Here is a 15894-nt window from a genome sequence, read left to right on the forward strand (position 1 = left end):
ATGGCCAGCAAGGGAGACCTGGACATGCGTCGTCAACGTTGGCTGCTGTTGATCGCAGCGCTGGCCTGCATCGGGAGCCTGCTGCTCTGGTTTGCTGAGATTGATGTGGGGATTGAAGAGTCCCTCCCTGCCCAGCCCCCAGTCGCTTCCCCCTCGAATCCATGACCGCTCTGTTCTCCCAGGTCCTGCTGGTGCTCACCCTGGGTCTGTTTCACGTGGTCGGACCAGTTCCTGCGGATCTAGGGGTGCAGAACGGCTCGCTTTCCCCCTGTGCCAGTCCGGCCCATTGCGCCCGGGTGGATTGGACGGTGGCTGATCCAGAGGCTGCACTGAAGTCCTTGGTGCCTGTTGTTGCAGCCACACCTCGGACCGAGATCGTTGAGCAGGGCAATGGCTACTTGCATGCGACGGCCAGCAGCGCTCTGTTCGGTTTCGTCGACGATCTTGAGCTCTATGCCGACTCCAGTCGTGGGGTGCTTCAGGCTCGCTCGGTGTCGCGCTTGGGGGATTCCGACCTGGGGGTGAATGCCGGCCGTCTGCAGGCTCTGGCGGATCAGCTCAGGGATTAAGTCGCTCCTCGCGCCAGTCCTGCTCCAGACGCCAGCGGCGTCGCTGGTGGGGATGGCCCTTGAGCTCCAAGAGCTCCACCTGCTCCACCTGGATCCGCACGAGTTCAAAACTCTCTGGCTGCGGGACCTCGTCGCTGAGGGCCTCAGGAAACGGTCCCAGCGGATCAAAGGGTGCCCCAGGTTGGGGCCAGCCCCAGAGGCTGCGGGCGCCGGGTTGGAGTTGCTGCCAGTGCTGATCCCGGGCGCGTTGATCGGTCTCGGCGCCCAGGGCCAGGCGATGGCCTCTGAGCCGAAATTGTGATTTCGCTTTCGGCAGAAGCCAGCAGAGCTCGACCCTGGGTTCGTGGGCGAGTTCAGCGCTTTTCTCGCTGCGGCGATCCGTTAGGAGGTCCAGCTGGGATGGGCCGCCCCAGCCGCGGAAGACCAAGGTGCGCACCCGTGGTGCTCCATCGCTCCCAAGGGTGGCCAGCTGCAGCCAGCGGGCCTGGGGCGACCGTCCTTCCCGCTGGCGGGCTCCCCGCAGAAGTGCCCTCCAGGGGGGCAGCGCTTCAATCATGCGGCGGCTTCACAGCGGTATCGGGCGATCTCACCGCCACCGCGCTTCCGTTCAGCAAAGTCCGGGCGTTCTGGATCGGCGGCCTGCCACCACCAGTGCCCATCGGTGTAGCTCGGAGCTCCGGCGTTGTTGGTGCGAGGGAGTTGCAGACTGACGCCGCGCCAGGCGATCACCACAAAGGCCCCGGGGACGGTTCCGCCAACTGTGTTGGGGATCTCGGTTGCATCGACGGCCCCTTGGTGGACCTCTGCGGTGAGTGGATCCCCCTCGCAGACGTACTGCGCGGCGATCGCGGGGTACGGGAGAAGCAAGAGCAGCAGCGCCAATCCCAGGTTGAGCAACGTGGTCACGGCAGGGGCAGAGCGGTGATCAGGATGGCGCAATGAGCCTGACCCTGGTGTACGACGGCGGTTGTCCGTTTTGCCGGCACTTCGCGTTGCGTAGCGAGCTGGTGGGTGGGCTTCCGGATCTGGTCATTCGCGATGGGCGAGGCGATCACGCCCTGCGGACCGAGCTGAAGCAGCGGGGATTGGATCTGGCCTGGGGGGCCGTGCTGCTCGAGGGCAATCAGGCCTGGCATGGGGCCGAGGCAATCGCTCAACTCTGCAGCCGTCTACGTCCGAGCGATCCCCTGTTGGCCCTGCTGCGTCAGCTCTTCGCTGCACCGCCCCAGGCCCGGCGTCTCTATCCCCTTTTGCTCTGGGCTCGGCGGCAGGCCCTGCAATGGAAAGGTCTGCCTGAGGATCCCGATCAATCCCCAGATGAGGATCGTCGCCGGCCCTACGTTCAGTGAGCGCCCACTGCCCAGGCATGCAAGACGTCGTTCAGGCCTATTACGGCAAGGAACTGCAGAGCACCGCTGATCTCAAGACCAGTGCCTGCTGCGATGCCGATGCGGTCCCGGACTGGCTCAAGCCCCTGCTAAGCCGGGTCCATCCTGAGGTGAGTAGCCGCTACTACGGCTGCGGTTTGGTCTGCCCGCCGCTGCTGGAGGGCTGCCGCGTTCTGGACCTCGGCAGCGGCAGTGGCCGCGATGTCTATCTGCTCTCGCAGTTGGTGGGGACCTCCGGTGAGGTGGTCGGGGTGGATATGACCCCTGAACAGTTGGCGGTGGCTCGGGAGTATCTCCCGTTCCACGCCGATCAATTTGGCTATGCCAATGTCCGCTTCCTCGAGGGCCAGATCGAGCGACTGGAGGAGCTGGATCTGGAGCCCGGAAGCTTTGACGTCATCGTCAGCAACTGCGTCCTGAACCTCTCCACCGACAAGCCGGCGGTCCTTCGGGGTATTCAGCGACTGCTCAAGCCCGGCGGCGAGTTCTACTTTTCAGACGTCTACGTCGATCGACGTTTGCCTGAGTCCGTTCAGCGCCATCCGGTGCTCTACGGCGAATGTCTGGGTGGGGCGCTCTATTGGAATGATTTCCTGCGGATGGCCCGCGGGGCGGCTTTCACGGACCCGCGCCTGGTCAGCGACCGTCCACTTGAGATCACCGAGCCCCAACTGGCGGCCCTGGTGGGTGAGGCCCGCTTCTATTCCGCGACCTACCGGCTCTTCAACATCCCTGAACTGGAGGATGCCTGCGAAGACCACGGTCAGGCCGTCATCTACCTGGGCTCCATCGACCAAGCGCCCACGCGGCTGGAGTTCGATAAGCACCACAGCATCGAAGTCGGGAAGGTGTTCCCGGTCTGCGGCAATACCTATCGGATGCTGCAGCAGACCCGCTTCGCCCCCCACTTCCAGTTCATGGGCGATTTCGAGCGTCACTACGGCCTGTTTGAAGGCTGCGGTTCAGCCATTCCCTTTGATCAGGACCGTGCTGTGACCGGGGCGGCCGCCAGCTGCTGCTGATGGCCAACGCGCCGGGTCCCTTTACCGTCAACCACCGCTGCATCGATTGCGGCACCTGTTGGCAATTCGATCCGCAGCACTTCGCCCCCACAGGCAGTCGCTCCCAGGTCATTCGCCAGCCCGAGGGAGCGGTGGAATCGCGCCAGGCCCTGCTGGCGCTGCAGGCCTGTCCGGTGGCGGCCATCGGCACGACCGCGGAGCTGCGCCAGCAAACCCCCATCGATGGCTTCCCTGCCCTGGTCACCCGCCACGCGGCTGGTGACGTGTACTACTGCGGCTGGGCGTCGCGCCGCAGTTTTGGTGCCAGCAGTTGGCTGGTGGTCCGGCCCGAAGGCAATGTCCTGATCGACTCGCCCCGCTGGAGTGCCCCCTTGGCTCGGCGCATCTCCGCGTTGGGCGGCCTTCAAACCATGGTGTTGACCCACCGCGACGACGTGGCCGATCACCAGCGCTGGGCCAAGGCCTTTGGCTGCAGTCGTTGGATTCACCAGGCCGATGCCGATGCCGCTCCAGGGGCTGAGCATCAGGTCAGCGGTCTCACGGCCGTGGCCCTCGATGGGCCGATGCAGTTGATCCCCTGCCCCGGGCACACGGCGGGATCCATGGCCGTCCTGCTGGGTGAGAGCCGGCAGGTGCTCTTCAGCGGTGATCACCTCTGGTGGCGTCCGGCGCAAGCGGTCGTTGTCGCTTCGGAGCGTTACTGCTGGTGGGATTTCCAGGAGCAGCTCCGCTCGGTGGAACGCTTGCAGGAGCTGGATGTGGCCTGGCTCCTTCCAGGCCACGGCCATGCCCACTCGTTTGCGCCAGGGGAGTGGCGGTCGGCCTTAGGGCAGACCTTGGTGTTTAACCGAAGAAGCCCTTGCTGTTGAGCCACAGTCCCAAGGCCAGCATCGGCACGAAGACGGCCCCAGCGATCTGAAGCTTGATGCGCATGGCCGAGGGCTCAGCTTTAGCGGGCTTGGGGGCTGGTGCTTTGGCTTTGGCTTTGCTTTTGGCCACGGTCTTGTTCAGTCTGCGAGGCCAGGTTGCCATCGCTTGGGTCCTTGCCATCACTGAGGCGTTGAACTCGCTTTCTTTAGCAAGTTCCAAGATTTGCTCTGAAGTCCTTCCTGGCCTTCGATGTTGGAGACCCGCGAATCTCGTGCCTTCGCTCTGTCACGTGATGTGCACTGACAGGGCCAGAGGCCATCGATAGGTTGCGGCCAAGACACAGCCCAAACGGTCGAGCTGTTTTCTTGAGGAACCCTCCAGCTTGGATTCATCCATGTCGCTGTTGTTTGGCGCGTTTTAGAGATCGCTCATGGAGTCCTTCGCCGGCGCGGTGGTGATTTTTGTGGTGGGCGGTGTCGTCACCTTGGCCACCACCGTGATGGTGATTCAGGGCCATCTGCATTGGCGCGGCCGTGATCCCTGGGGGCAGGGATAAGTGATGACTTCCGGCCTCACTTTTGCGGTGCAGCCCTTCTTGGCCCCAGGTATTGCCTGGGCCCTTGTGGTCATCTTTTCGGTGCTCTGGATTGCCCTCGGGGTCTCCTGGGGACGGCGTGGTTCAGGTGATGCCGATGACTACATGCTGGCCGGCCGCAACATCGGTTTGGCCCTGAGCACGGCCACCTTGATGGCCTCCTGGGTGACTGGTAACACCACCTTGTTGGCGCCGGAGTTTGGTTACCGGAACGGCCTCTGGGGGATGTTCAGTTACGCCCTGGCCGGTCTGGGCTTGGTCTTGTTCGCGCCGTTGGCCCTGCGGATCAAAACCCTGATGCCCAAGGGGCGCACCAGCGGCGATTTCATTCGCCTGCGCTACGGCCGCGCGGCCTGGTGGGTCTTCATGGTGATCACCGCGATCTACACCCTGGGCTTCCTGATGACCCAGGCGATGGGGGCCGGGATTCTGCTGGAGGCCCTCTCGGGTTTCGACTACCGCCTGGGGATGGTTCTGGTGATTGGTGTTTCCACGATCTACACCCTCTATGGCGGCATGCGCGCTGTGGTGGGAACCGACTTCATTCAATCCCTATTGATCATGGGGCTGCTGGTCTTGGTCGCCCTGCTGGCGCTGCAGCAGTTCCCGGTTTCTGAGCTCCATCGCGCCTTGGCGGCGGAACACCCGGAGCGACTGAATTTGCTCTTGCCGGCGGGTTTATTGATCGCTTGGAACTCCGCCCTTTTCTCCATGGGCGAGGTCTTTCACAACAACATCTGGTGGTCGCGGGTTTTCTCCAGTCGCGCCTCCGTCGTCTTCACGTCATTTGTGCTGGGCGGATTGGCCTGGATGACGGTGCCGCTGGTGACCGGCTCCATTGGCCTGGTGGCCTTGGCCCAGTCGGTGGAACTGCCCCAGGTGAACATGCTCTTTCCGGTGGTGGCCTCTCAGCTCTTGGGGGCAGGGGGTGCGGCCTTGGTCTTTGTGGTGGTCTTTGCCTCGTTGACCTCCACCTTGGATTCCCTGCTGGCTTCGACGGCGGATTTGGTGGCCGAAGACGTGGTCTTCAAGCTGCTGAATCCCAACTTGAGTGATGCCCAGTTACGGCAGGCCACGCGCATGGTGGTCTTGGGCCTGGGGCTGTTGACCTTGCTCCTGTCCTGGCCGCGGCTTGATTCTTTGGCGTCGGTGCTCTTCTTCACGGGTGCCCTCGTGGCCTCCACGATTTGGCCAGTGGCCTACGGCCTGTATTGGTCCAGCGCGAACCGTTGGGCCGCCATTGCCGCGATGGTGTCTGGCAGCGCCGTGGGTTTGGGTGCCTATTTCCTGATCGCTCCCTACTGCGCGGCTTTGCTCTCTGCAGCGGTTTCAGCAGTGGTGATGGCTGTGGGGACCCAGCTGCAGCCCGAGCGCTTCAACTGGCTCACGCTGAAGGAGGGATAGGCCATGGAACGGTTCCGGATGACAACCAGCTGGGCCCTCTCCCTTGCCGTGTTGGCCTTCCTGTTGCCCGTTGCCAGGGCCGGCGAATCGAGCGTGCCACCGCGCTGGCTTGCGGATCTGCCCTTGCTGCAGTTGCTCGTCTACGGAAGTGTTGTGGGCCTGGCCCTCTCGGTGCTGATCCTGTTGATCATTTGGTGGAAAGAGTGGAGGCGCGGTGATGTTTGGTAGCACCTTCCTTTTGACCTCCGGCTGCAACTCAACCCTTAATTGCGTAGTAATCGCTACACAAAAGGCCTCCGTTTTAAGCCTCTTGAATTTGAAGAAAGTGATGTGGCAGGGTGGATTTTGGATTGAGACTCAGTGCGACCAACTCCGCTGTGCTGCTTTGCGGCAGTGGGCCTGGGTCCCCTAATCGCTATGACGACACTCTCTTCCCTCACGACGAGCGCCGGCGTCGACGCATCCATGCGTTTTGAGCCCATGGGTCCGGATGTGTTCGGCGCGGCCTCACCCCAGGCGCTGTTGGGGGCGATTCAAGAGGACGGCGAGGCACTCCAGGACCTGGTGGGTCAGCACGTGATCTCGATCCAGCCCTTCCAGCCCGAGACCCTGCTGCAACTGTTTCGTTTGGCGGCCAAGTTCGAGAGCAATCCCGACCGTTACACGGCCCACAACACGCCGCTGAAGGGAAAGATCCTGATTAACGCCTTCTACGAGCCCAGCACCCGCACGCGCTTGTCCTTTGACAGCGCCTGGCACCGGCTCGGCGGTGACTCGATCAACATCACCGACAGGGCTACCACCGGGTTGGCGAAGGGGGAGTCCTTAGAAGACGTCGCCCACATGTTCAACAACTACGGCGATTGCATCGTTCTGCGGGACAACGACTCCCAGGCCATCTATTCGATGACCGACACCCTGCGGATCCCGATCATCAACGCCGGCAATGGGATTGATGAACATCCCACCCAGGCCATGGCCGACCTTTACACGATTCTCAAGTGGCGTCCGGCCTTGGCGGCCCCTGAGGTCCCCGCTGATCAGCGGGCGCGTATTGGCGTGGTTGGCATCCCCAGCCGAATGCGCACGGTGCGATCGCTCCTGCGGATCCTCTCCAAATTCCCGCAGATGGTGGAGGAGTTGGTCCTCATCCACGACCCGGCCAAGAATGCCACCGATGAGTTGTTTGATCCCGGGCAACTGGAGGAGCTGCAGCAGGCGGGGCTGAAGGTGCGCTGGTCCGGGGACCTGCAGGCCGAGATCCCAGGGCTGGATGTCATCTACATCAATGCCATCGCCTGGGTGGGGGATAGCTACGAGGTGCACGGCAATGCCTTCCGGCTGACTCGGGATCTGCCCTACAAGCCAGACGCCATCGTTCTGCATCCCCTGGCTCGAGGGCCGGAGCTCAGCACCTGCCTCGATGACACCCCCCACAACTGGTACTTCAGTCAGGCCCGGGGAGCGGTCTTTTTGCGGATGGCGCTGCTCACCTGCATGGTGGGCCGCACCAACCGGGTCATGGATGTGATCTGAGGAGGTACGCGCATGTGTGGAATTGGTGGTGTCTTCAGCACTAGGGCGGATCAACCCGTTGATCCGCAGCTGCTGGTCAACATGGCGGCGATCCAGGAGCATCGCGGTCCTGACGGCTTTGGCTATCGCACGCTCGATGCGTCTGGGGTGGGCTTTTGCCACGCCCGCCTCTCGATCATTGATCTCAACGAGACCAGGGCGCGCCAACCGTTCCTGAGCGGAGAGCCGGGGTCGGGAGCGCGGGTCTTGATGGCCCACAACGGCGAGTTCTATGACTTTCAGCGGATTCGCGCCGATCTGACGGCCCGCGGCGTTCGCTTCAGCAGCAAGAGCGATTCCGAGATCCTGCTGCGCCTCTATCAACAGCAGGGTTTAAAGGCGACCCTGCCTCAACTCCGGGGTGAGTTCGCCTTCGCGATCTACGACGAAGCCGGTGATGTTTTGCATCTGGTCCGGGATCGCTTCGGCATCAAGCCCCAGTACTGGACGATGACACCCCAGGGCTTGGTCTTCGGCTCCGAGTTGAAGGTGCTGTTTGCCCATCCGGCGGTGGAGCGCCGCTTCACCTCGGAAGGGCTCTTCCACCAGTTGATGCAAACGATGGTCCCCGGGACCACGGCCTTTGAAGGGATTCACCAGGTGCCGCCTGGCCACGGCATCAGCGTGCGCCGCCGGAACGGCAGTCTCCAGGTCGAGACGTGGAAGTACTGGGATATGGACTTCCCGCGCCAGGGCGAGCGGGACAGCACCAGGAGCGAGGCCGATCACATTGAGGCGATTCGCGCGGCGCTGCTGGAAGCAGTGGAGCTGCGGATGGTCGCCGATGTGCCGGTGGGTTGTTACCTCTCCGGGGGCATCGACAGTTGCTCCATCCTCGGGCTGGCCGCCGCCGTGAGCCAGAGCCCGGTGAAGGCCTTCACCATTGGTTTCGACGACGCCCGCTACGACGAGTCGCCGATTGCTAAGGAGATGGCCGAGGCCACTGCGGCCGAGCAGGACGTCATGCGTCTGTCGGGCAAGGAGCTCTACGGCTGGATGGAGCGCACCCTCTGGCACACCGAGCGCACGATCTACAACACCTTGGCGGTGGCGAAATTCCTGATGAGCCGCCACGTCAACCAGGTCAACTACAAGGTGGTGATGACCGGGGAGGGCTCCGATGAGCTCTTTGGTGGCTACCCGGCGTTCCGCCGCGACATGTTTCTGCATGGTCTGCAGGACCTGCCTAAGCAGGAGCGCAAAGTCTGGGAAGGCCTGTTGCAGCAGTCCAATGCTCTGGTGCAGGGGGCGATGTTGGCGGCGGATCAAGTGGATGATCCGGACCTCGATGCGGTTGTGGGTTTCACCCCCAGTTGTCTCCAACCGTGGTTGGCCTGTGCGCCGCTGGTGCCGGCCCTGCTGGCGGACGCCCATCGCCAGGCCCTCAGCGGCTATTCCCCGGGCAAGGCCATCGCCAAGACCCTGGATCCCGAACAACTGGAGGGACGCCACGCCCTCGACAAGGCCCAGTACGTCTGGATCAAGACGATGTTGGAGGGCCAAATCCTGACCTGGGGCGGTGACCGGGTGGACATGGCCAACTCCATGGAGGCCCGTCCGGCTTTCTTGGATCACCACCTCGCCGCAGCGGCGGTTCAGGTGCCGCCGGAGTTACGGATCAAGGGCAAGACGGAGAAGTACGTCCTGCGCGAAGCCATGGCCGGCTTGCTGCCGGAGGTGCTCTACAAACGCGAAAAATTCGCCTTCATGGCTCCGCCGGCCCACACCGAGCCCGAGAAGTGGGAGCAGATGAAGCAGTTGGCCAATGACTACCTCAGCGATGAGGCGATCGAGGCCGCGGGACTACTCAGCGTCGAGGGTGTTCGGGCCCTCTTCGCCCGCCATGACGACCCGTCGACGACCGATGCCGACCGGGTACAGATGGACGCAATGATCAACCACCTTCTCGGGGTGCAGATGCTGCACCGGATGTTCATTGCCGCGGATGTACCGGCCCAGGCCCGGGCCAAGGCCGATGCCCTCGGCTGGCACCCAGCTCGGGAGGCTGCGGTCGTTTGCTGACGTTCATCCCGTAACGGTCACAACCGTTACGGGGCCTCTGGGACCTCTCCTGGATGGTGGGGATGCTCTTTTGAACGGAAAGGTCTCCGGTTGGTTCTCTCTGCCCCGGGCTTAGACACCCTCGTCACCACCCAACAGCGGCGGCCTACTCCAAATGCCATGCGACTGCTGGCGTCCTTGGAGGCCATGGCGGAGGTGGGACTGCAGCCTGATGGTTCGATTTGCCGTCGCGGCTTCAGTGCAGAAGATCGCCAGGGCCGCGAACGGCTGAGCGAGTGGATGATCGATGCAGGCTTGAGCCTGCGGATCGATGCCGCTGGAAATCTGATTGGCCGGCTTGAGGGCCTGGATCCAAGCCTCCCGGCTCTGGTCACCGGCTCACACCTCGACACCGTTCCAACGGGGGGCCGCTACGACGGCACCCTCGGCGTCTTGGCGGGCTTGGAGTTGGTTCGCTCTCTTCAGGATGCTTCGCTTCGCCTCCGGCATCCCTTTGAGTTGATCGTCTTTGCCGACGAGGAGTCCACGATGGTGGGCTGCAAGGGGATGGCCGGCACCGCTAGCGGTGATCCCAGCGATTACGCCACCAGCAACGGTGAGCCGATCCAGCGGAACCTGGCCCGTCTGGGGGGGGATTGGGAACGGCTTGCCAGCGCCGCCCGCAGTGATGACGCGATTGCAGCTTTTGTCGAACTGCATGTGGAGCAGGGGGCCGTGCTCGAGCGGCGTGGGGACAGCATTGGTGTTGTCCAGGGCGTTGTTGGACAACGGCGTTTCACGATTCGGGTGAGCGGCCAGGCCAACCATGCGGGCACCACGCCGATGGATCAGCGTCAGGACGCCCTAGTGGCTGCTTCCCAGGTGGTCTTGGCTGTTCAGGCCCTGGCCCTGGAGCATCCCGGTGATCCCGTGGCCACGGTTGGCAAGTTTGAGGTCTGGCCGAATGCCGCCAATGTCGTTCCCGGCGAGGTGCAGTGCAGCGTCGATCTGCGTGATCTGGATCCCGAGGTGTTGTCCTCTTTGACGGCAGAGCTCCAGCGGCGCCTTGCCTTCATCGCTGAGGCGACCGCTTGCAGTGTGACGATGGACCCTCAGTTTTCCGTCGACCCCACTCCGGCTGCCCCGGTGCTGATGGACGCGATTGCCGACGCGGCCCGAGAACTGGGCCTCTCCCACAGCCCGCTGCCCAGTCGTGCCAGCCATGACGCCCAAGAACTCGGCCGGCGTTGGCCAATGGGCATGGTCTTTGTCCCCAGCCATCGGGGACTCAGCCATTCCTCGGCGGAATACACCAGCCTTGAGCAGTGCGTGGCCGGGACATCGGTGCTGCTTTCGGCGTTCCTGCGACTCGACGCGCAGCTTCAGGGATGACCTTTTCGATCCTGGCGCGTGATCCCTCCAACGGCCGCTTTGGCGTGGCCGTGGCCACCTGTCATCTCGCCGTTGGATCGACCGTGCCCCATATCCGCTCCGGTGTCGGCGCCGTGGCCACCCAGGCCCATACGAACCCCCACCTCGGCATCTGCGGTCTGGAGCGGATGGAGCAGAACCGCGATGCGGAGGCGGTCCTGGCGAGCCTGCTGCGGGACGATCCCCAAATCGAGCACCGCCAACTGCACCTGATTGATGCCTGCGGCCGCACGGCGGGTTGGACCGGTAGGGCCTGCGGACCCTACGCCAGTCATCGCTGCCATTCCGATCTGGCCGTCGCGGGGAACTTGCTCACCGGTGAAGCGATTCTGCTGGCGATGGAGGAGGCCTTTCTCTTGAGTGACCCCTCTTGGAAGTTGGGGCGACGCCTGCTCACAGCCCTGCGGGCGGGTGAGGAGGCCGGTGGAGATCTGCGCTCCACTCATGCGACCTCTGCTGCCCTACAGGTCAGTGGTGAAGCCGCTTTCCCTCTGTTGGATCTGCGGGTGGATTTCGAGGAGCGCGCTGTTGATTCTTTGACTGCGCTGTATGAGCGCAGTCAGCAACTCTGGGTGCAGCAATGGCGTGATTCCTTTGCTGAACTTCCCAATCCCGCCAGCAAGGCCTTAAACCGAACCGTCGCTCCACTGTTTAGGGAGGACTCTTCGGTTGCTTAGGCGATGAGTCCTGGACCAGACCTGTTGCCGGGCGGGCCAGGACCGGGTTCGGCAATTTGGCCTGGATCCAGCCATTAATGGTCTCCCCCATGACCGCCATGGTGAAGAGCTCGCTGTCAAGGATTTTGCTCAGTTGCTTCGGCCGACAATTACGGGTGCTGAGCTGTGCCGTTCAGCGACTGTTTTGGGGCGTAACGCTGACTACGTCAACCCTTAGCCGAATACGGCTCAATTAGCAGAGTCATTCGTTGCCGCATGATGGGTTCGATTGAGATGTCGCCTTCATCCATCACGCCTCAGGTCAAGCTCCATTATTGGACCAATGGCGGGGCCCAGAGCGTTGTGGTTCCCCTTGATGAGGAGGTGAAGCGCCATCGCCTGCTGCTCTCCCACGGGGCTGTTCTGCTTAAGCGCGAATTGATCGCTGATTGAGCCAAAAAAAGGCCCCGCCAAAGGCAGGGCTGGTCGGGATTCGTACCAAGGGTGTGACCTTGTTTCCACGCCTTGGGGCGAATCCACTCCTCACACGCACCAACCGTCGCTAGCGGACTGGCACTGTGCCAGTTCTCTTTAACCACTTGTTCAACCGCACAGCCTGTGGTTTGCTCGCGCACAAAAAACCCCGCCAGAGGCGGGGTCGGGTGGTGTGAGGAATGGTGCAACCTGTGCAGGAAGACCATGCCGCCGGCATGAATCAGTGGAGCGCTGGTGGCCGCTGTTCCACCTCGGCGGTAATCCTGATCTAGCCACGATCGTTGCAGTTGGCAGCAGTGCGTCTCCCTAGTTGCTGACGACCAAGTTCTGGGCTGAGCTGCGGCGCACCAGCTCAGCGAGCGTCAGCATGTCGGCTCGATGGATCAGACCGATGCAGCCTCCGGTTCCACTGTTCCAGTTGCGGCCGGCGCTGGGATCGAGGTGGATGCCCAGGACGCGCCGGCCCGTCGTGAAGAGAGGCTCGAGGCCGATCCAGACCGGACCGAGCTCTCGTGGGTACTCCAGGCCGAGGGGTTCCACTGCGCCGATGACGTACTGGCCCGGGGGTAAGGGTGCCTCGCTGCCCATCTGGTGTCGGTTGGCCCCTTGGAATTCCGCGCGTCCACTGACTGCCTCGAAATGCCGCACGGGTTGTCCAGGGATCTCGACCCTCAGGTCCCAGATCGGATCGCCGGTGCGAGGCAGGCGGCGGTTGGTGCGCTCAAAGGTCAACCTTGGGCTTGTGCTGAGGGCCAGGTCTTGGGCCGTGGCGGGCTGAAGAAGGGAGGCCAGGAGCGCGCATCCGCCCAGCAATTGACCGAGACCGCGACCCATGGGACTCACCTGTGAGATCGAGGTGTCCTAGGGGGGCTTTTTTTTCTCTCACCAGAGAAAAACCACTTGTCCAGTCGGCTCAAGCCTGAGGGCTGACAGTGCCGTCTGCGGTGGGCAGGGTGAATTCAGGCGGTTCGTGTTCTGTGGTGCCCATGGAGATGGAATTGAGCCAGGTCCTCAAGCAGTGCCAACACCTCGTCAATCCCTATCGGATCCAAAACGGGGATGGATTTCGACTGGAGCAAATCGACCCTGGCGACACCCTGGATCTGCCCACCGATAAGAAGGGTGCCCGTGAGGCCTTAGAGCAGGGCGTTGAGATGCTCTCGGAGCTTCAGCAGCGGCTCTATGCCCAAAACAAATGGGCGGTGCTGCTGGTCTTTCAAGCGATGGATGCCGCCGGCAAAGACGGAACGATCAAACACGTGATGAGTGGCGTGAATCCCCAGGGCTGCCAGGTGTGTTCCTTTAAGGCTCCCTCCGCTCTGGATCTGGACCACGACTACCTCTGGCGCGCGAACCAATCCCTGCCAGAGCGAGGGCGCATTGGCATCTTTAACCGCAGCTACTACGAGGAGACCTTGGTTGTCCGGGTCCATCCGGAACTGTTGGCCAAGCAGTCTCTGCCGCCTGCATTGCTGGGGCCAAAACTCTGGAAACAGCGTTTCGAGGACATCCGCCACTACGAGCAGTATCTGAACCGGAACGGGGTGGTCGTTCTGAAGTTCTTCTTGCATCTCTCCAAGAAGGAGCAAAAGCGCCGCTTCCTGCAGCGATTGGAACGGCCCGAGAAGAACTGGAAGTTTTCAGCGGCTGATATTCGCGAGAGGGGGTTTTGGGAGGACTACATGCAGGCCTATCAGGAGATGATTCGCGAGACGGCGACAGCCCAGGCTCCGTGGTATGTCGTGCCCGCCGATCACAAGTGGTTTACCCGTTTGGTGGTTGCTGCTGCCGTGATTGAGCGCCTGGATGCCTTGGACCTGCGCTATCCCGAGGTCAGCCCTGAGGCAAAACAGGCCTTGGCCAGGGCTCGCGAGCAACTGTTGTCGGAATAGGTGCTGCGCATGTGGTAGCGATCTGCTGACAGAGCGGCTGCTGGGCAAGGGGAGTCGGTGACGATGGACCCCATGGCCAGCAGGGGGAGACCCGTGACGCAACGCAACTTCACCGATAAGAGCAGCAACCAACGTCCCCTCGGCTGGCTTCGTGATCTGATCCCCTCAGGGATCAAGCTGAAAATCAAGCAGTCGGTCCCCGGGATCGCACCACCAGCGATTGGTCAAGTCGAGGTCTCTGAGGGGCTGCCTGAGGTCACCACTCACGTGGTCTTTTTGCCTCGGGATCCCCAGTGGGCTTATTGCTTCTGGTCCATCGCTGCCGCGGATCGCAAGAAGGCCCAGCGGGCAGGGGCGACCCAGCTCTGCATCCGCTTGGCGGATGTCACGGGCCTGGCCGCTGAGCAGTCCCACCCCCACACCCTTCAGGAGTTGGTGGTGGACGCGAACGCCAGCGAATGGTTCGTGCCTGTTCCCCTCGATGGCCGTGACTATCGCGTTGAGTTGGGCTACCGCCTGCGCTCTGGCGGTTGGTACTCCCTGGCCTTCTCTGCGGTGGCCCAGGTTCCTGGTGTGGAACCCTCCGAGCGCATCGCTGATGCCTTTGTGCCCTTCTCCCTTGAGGCTGGCCCGACCGCTGTGGCTGAAGCAGTGGTCGCTCCCGTCATGGGTGCAGGGGTGCAGCACGAACAGCACTACCAGCGCGCGACGCTTCCCACCCGCAGCCGCCGCGTCGGCTCAGAGGTGCTGCATGAATACGACCTGGATTCCCCGGGTCCTCTGAATGATTCCGGTACCGGTGTCTGGGCAAGCGGTCGCAGCGAATCAGGCACGGGTGCCGTGCGTGAGCGGTCCTTCTGGTTGGTGGCTGACGCTGAGCTGATTGTCTACGGCGCGACGGATCCCGCCGCAAGCCTGTTCATTGGCGACCAGCAGGTTCAGCTTGAGCAAGACGGCAGCTTCCGCATTCATGTCCCCTTCCGAGATGGCGAGCAGCTCTATCCAGTGCGCGCGATCGCTGCGGATGGCGAGCAGGAGCGCTCGATTTCGATGGAGTTTGAGCGTCGCACTCCCCACGCTCGGGTGAACACCGCCGAAGAGGCTCAGACCGAGTGGTTCTAGGCCGATAGGGGCGTCGCCAGGACGGATCAGAGCCTGTTCGGACTCTGCTTTTCGACAGGTCTCGGATTCTCTCGCTCTCCCCTCCGCCGGTGCTAAAAATTTCCAGTTCTGAATGCTCTGGAATGGATTACCTCGTGCTTGCCTCTGCCGTTGCTCCCCGAGGCGTTCCCGTGATCTTGCCGGCCATTGGTGGTGCTGGCTTGATTGCGCTTCTGGTCTTCTTCCTGTCTCAGGCTTCGGCGAAGAGCTGAGCGATCAAACCAAGCCGCAACGTTCAGCGTTGCGTTGCGGCTCCTTCTCCAGTGACGTCGTCTTGGGGTCGTTCTTGAACGGGCTGAGTAAAGGTCAGGACGCAGTAATAGCGCGTATTGCTGTAGCCGATCTCCACGTCATTGCAGCGACTGCTCGTGACCACTGCTCCGGTAGGGAGTTTTGACATGGCCTCCTGCCAGGCCTGCTGACGGCTCAGGGGAGACTGCGCTGAGACCGATCCTTCTGCGGCCAGTCCCTGTGCTCCCAAACCAAGCAGTGCGGCGGCGGCGAACGCCGTGCTGCACTGGCGCCAACCGATCATCGGGGTTCAGCGGCTCTCCCTAGAGATAGCCACGGATGACTCCAGTCCGTTAATCCAGCGTCGACCAGAGGGGACCAAGGACCGTTCCACCTCGACCCAGGGGAACCCCCCTTGGCTGCAGTCGATGTCTTCGGCCATCCCGTAGCCCAGTCCGTCGTGAACCTCCTCGAGAGCCTGGGGAAAGCTCAGTGTCTTGATCGAGGCGTAGACCAGCGCGATCGCGTTGACCTCACCAGGGCTGCTGCTGCCGTTGGCATAACGCTCTCGAAGCGCTTGTGCAGAGTGCATGGACTTGGCCTT

General features: G+C 62.6%; 22 protein-coding genes. 16 read left to right on the plus strand and 6 right to left on the minus strand.

All coding sequences use genetic code 11. The annotated features are described in order from the left end of the window. Together MY494_RS12695 and MY494_RS12700 are read left to right on the plus strand one after the other, a co-directional pair. The gene (locus tag MY494_RS12695) at window positions 1-165 is read left to right on the plus strand and encodes a hypothetical protein (RefSeq protein WP_247910605.1); all 165 of its coding nucleotides are present in this window, start codon (window positions 1-3) and stop codon (window positions 163-165) included. Continuing rightward, window positions 162-569 (plus strand): DUF1499 domain-containing protein, encoded by a 408-nt coding sequence (locus MY494_RS12700; RefSeq protein WP_247910606.1) that lies wholly within the window; start codon window positions 162-164, stop codon window positions 567-569. Before MY494_RS12695 ends, MY494_RS12700 begins: the two co-directional genes overlap by 4 nt. Here MY494_RS12700 and MY494_RS12705 read toward each other — a convergent pair. Then, complete coding sequence (locus tag MY494_RS12705; RefSeq protein WP_247910607.1) at window positions 559-1125, minus strand: pyridoxamine 5'-phosphate oxidase family protein; 567 nt, start codon at window positions 1123-1125, stop codon at window positions 559-561. The two genes, MY494_RS12700 and MY494_RS12705, sit on opposite strands and share 11 nt — an antisense overlap. Beyond that, on the minus strand, window positions 1122-1475 hold the full coding sequence (locus MY494_RS12710; RefSeq protein ID WP_247910608.1) for a hypothetical protein: 354 nt from the start codon (window positions 1473-1475) through the stop codon (window positions 1122-1124). Before MY494_RS12710 ends, MY494_RS12705 begins: the two co-directional genes overlap by 4 nt. 32 nt (window positions 1476-1507) lie before the next feature. Here MY494_RS12710 and MY494_RS12715 point away from each other — a divergent pair, with 32 nt between their 5' ends. Genes MY494_RS12715 through MY494_RS12725 form a run of 3 tightly spaced genes read left to right on the plus strand, consistent with a single transcriptional unit; the run spans window position 1508 to window position 3848 of the window. Continuing rightward, entirely contained in the window at window positions 1508-1918 is a 411-nt protein-coding gene (locus MY494_RS12715) for a DCC1-like thiol-disulfide oxidoreductase family protein (RefSeq protein WP_247910609.1), read from the plus strand. Between the two features lie 17 nt (window positions 1919-1935). Next, window positions 1936-2979, plus strand: a complete 1044-nt coding sequence (locus MY494_RS12720) for a methyltransferase domain-containing protein (RefSeq protein ID WP_247910610.1) — start codon at window positions 1936-1938, stop codon at window positions 2977-2979. Then, window positions 2979-3848: an MBL fold metallo-hydrolase gene (locus MY494_RS12725; RefSeq protein ID WP_247910611.1), complete on the plus strand. Its 870-nt coding sequence runs from the start codon at window positions 2979-2981 to the stop codon at window positions 3846-3848. The genes MY494_RS12720 and MY494_RS12725 overlap by 1 nt, the downstream gene beginning before the upstream one ends. Here MY494_RS12725 and MY494_RS12730 read toward each other — a convergent pair. Further along, the gene (locus tag MY494_RS12730; RefSeq protein WP_247910612.1) at window positions 3823-4011 is read right to left on the minus strand and encodes a hypothetical protein; all 189 of its coding nucleotides are present in this window, start codon (window positions 4009-4011) and stop codon (window positions 3823-3825) included. The genes MY494_RS12725 and MY494_RS12730 overlap by 26 nt on opposite strands. A 268-nt stretch (window positions 4012-4279) precedes the next feature. Here MY494_RS12730 and MY494_RS13215 point away from each other — a divergent pair, with 268 nt between their 5' ends. From MY494_RS13215 to MY494_RS12770, 8 genes are all read left to right on the plus strand, one after another. After that, the gene (locus MY494_RS13215; protein ID WP_256463414.1) at window positions 4280-4405 is read left to right on the plus strand and encodes a hypothetical protein; all 126 of its coding nucleotides are present in this window, start codon (window positions 4280-4282) and stop codon (window positions 4403-4405) included. 3 nt (window positions 4406-4408) lie between these two features. Further along, entirely contained in the window at window positions 4409-5848 is a 1440-nt protein-coding gene (locus MY494_RS12735) for an urea transporter (RefSeq protein ID WP_247910613.1), read from the plus strand. 18 nt (window positions 5849-5866) lie between these two features. Continuing rightward, on the plus strand, window positions 5867-6076 hold the full coding sequence (locus MY494_RS12740) for a hypothetical protein (protein ID WP_247910614.1): 210 nt from the start codon (window positions 5867-5869) through the stop codon (window positions 6074-6076). A 189-nt stretch (window positions 6077-6265) separates the two neighbouring features. Beyond that, on the plus strand, window positions 6266-7384 hold the full coding sequence (locus MY494_RS12745) for an aspartate carbamoyltransferase (protein WP_371820616.1): 1119 nt from the start codon (window positions 6266-6268) through the stop codon (window positions 7382-7384). Window positions 7385-7396: 12 nt separating this feature from the next. After that, complete coding sequence (gene asnB / locus MY494_RS12750; RefSeq protein ID WP_247910615.1) at window positions 7397-9445, plus strand: asparagine synthase (glutamine-hydrolyzing); 2049 nt, start codon at window positions 7397-7399, stop codon at window positions 9443-9445. Between the two features lie 90 nt (window positions 9446-9535). Next, window positions 9536-10816, plus strand: coding sequence for a Zn-dependent hydrolase (locus MY494_RS12755; RefSeq protein ID WP_247910616.1), 1281 nt, complete (start codon window positions 9536-9538; stop codon window positions 10814-10816). After that, window positions 10813-11532 carry a DUF1028 domain-containing protein gene (locus tag MY494_RS12760; RefSeq protein ID WP_247910617.1) on the plus strand — a complete coding sequence of 240 codons (720 nt, stop codon included), beginning with the start codon at window positions 10813-10815 and terminating at the stop codon, window positions 11530-11532. The genes MY494_RS12755 and MY494_RS12760 overlap by 4 nt, the downstream gene beginning before the upstream one ends. 273 nt (window positions 11533-11805) lie before the next feature. Next, window positions 11806-11964 carry a hypothetical protein gene (locus MY494_RS12770; RefSeq protein ID WP_247910618.1) on the plus strand — a complete coding sequence of 53 codons (159 nt, stop codon included), beginning with the start codon at window positions 11806-11808 and terminating at the stop codon, window positions 11962-11964. Between the two features lie 348 nt (window positions 11965-12312). On the opposite strand, the gene MY494_RS12775 is transcribed toward MY494_RS12770, so the two are convergent. After that, a complete protein-coding gene (locus MY494_RS12775; RefSeq protein ID WP_247910619.1) occupies window positions 12313-12840 on the minus strand; it encodes a L,D-transpeptidase in 528 nt (175 codons plus the stop codon). Between the two features lie 152 nt (window positions 12841-12992). Here MY494_RS12775 and MY494_RS12780 point away from each other — a divergent pair, with 152 nt between their 5' ends. The 3 genes from MY494_RS12780 to MY494_RS13220 all read left to right on the plus strand — a co-directional run bounded on the left by MY494_RS12780 (window position 12993) and on the right by MY494_RS13220 (window position 15271). Beyond that, the gene (locus MY494_RS12780) at window positions 12993-13898 is read left to right on the plus strand and encodes a polyphosphate kinase 2 family protein (RefSeq protein WP_247910620.1); all 906 of its coding nucleotides are present in this window, start codon (window positions 12993-12995) and stop codon (window positions 13896-13898) included. A 93-nt stretch (window positions 13899-13991) separates the two neighbouring features. Further along, window positions 13992-15020 carry a DUF4912 domain-containing protein gene (locus MY494_RS12785; RefSeq protein WP_247910621.1) on the plus strand — a complete coding sequence of 343 codons (1029 nt, stop codon included), beginning with the start codon at window positions 13992-13994 and terminating at the stop codon, window positions 15018-15020. 122 nt (window positions 15021-15142) lie between these two features. Next, entirely contained in the window at window positions 15143-15271 is a 129-nt protein-coding gene (locus MY494_RS13220) for a hypothetical protein (protein WP_255439388.1), read from the plus strand. Between the two features lie 23 nt (window positions 15272-15294). On the opposite strand, the gene MY494_RS12790 is transcribed toward MY494_RS13220, so the two are convergent. Together MY494_RS12790 and MY494_RS12795 are read right to left on the minus strand one after the other, a co-directional pair. Then, window positions 15295-15594, minus strand: coding sequence for a hypothetical protein (locus tag MY494_RS12790; protein ID WP_247910622.1), 300 nt, complete (start codon window positions 15592-15594; stop codon window positions 15295-15297). A 6-nt stretch (window positions 15595-15600) separates the two neighbouring features. After that, entirely contained in the window at window positions 15601-15882 is a 282-nt protein-coding gene (locus tag MY494_RS12795; RefSeq protein ID WP_247910623.1) for a hypothetical protein, read from the minus strand. Between the last annotated feature and the right edge of the window lie 12 nt (window positions 15883-15894).

The sequence above is a fragment of the Synechococcus sp. A10-1-5-1 genome, from assembly GCF_023115425.1.
Taxonomy (GTDB): Bacteria; Cyanobacteriota; Cyanobacteriia; order PCC-6307; family Cyanobiaceae; genus Vulcanococcus.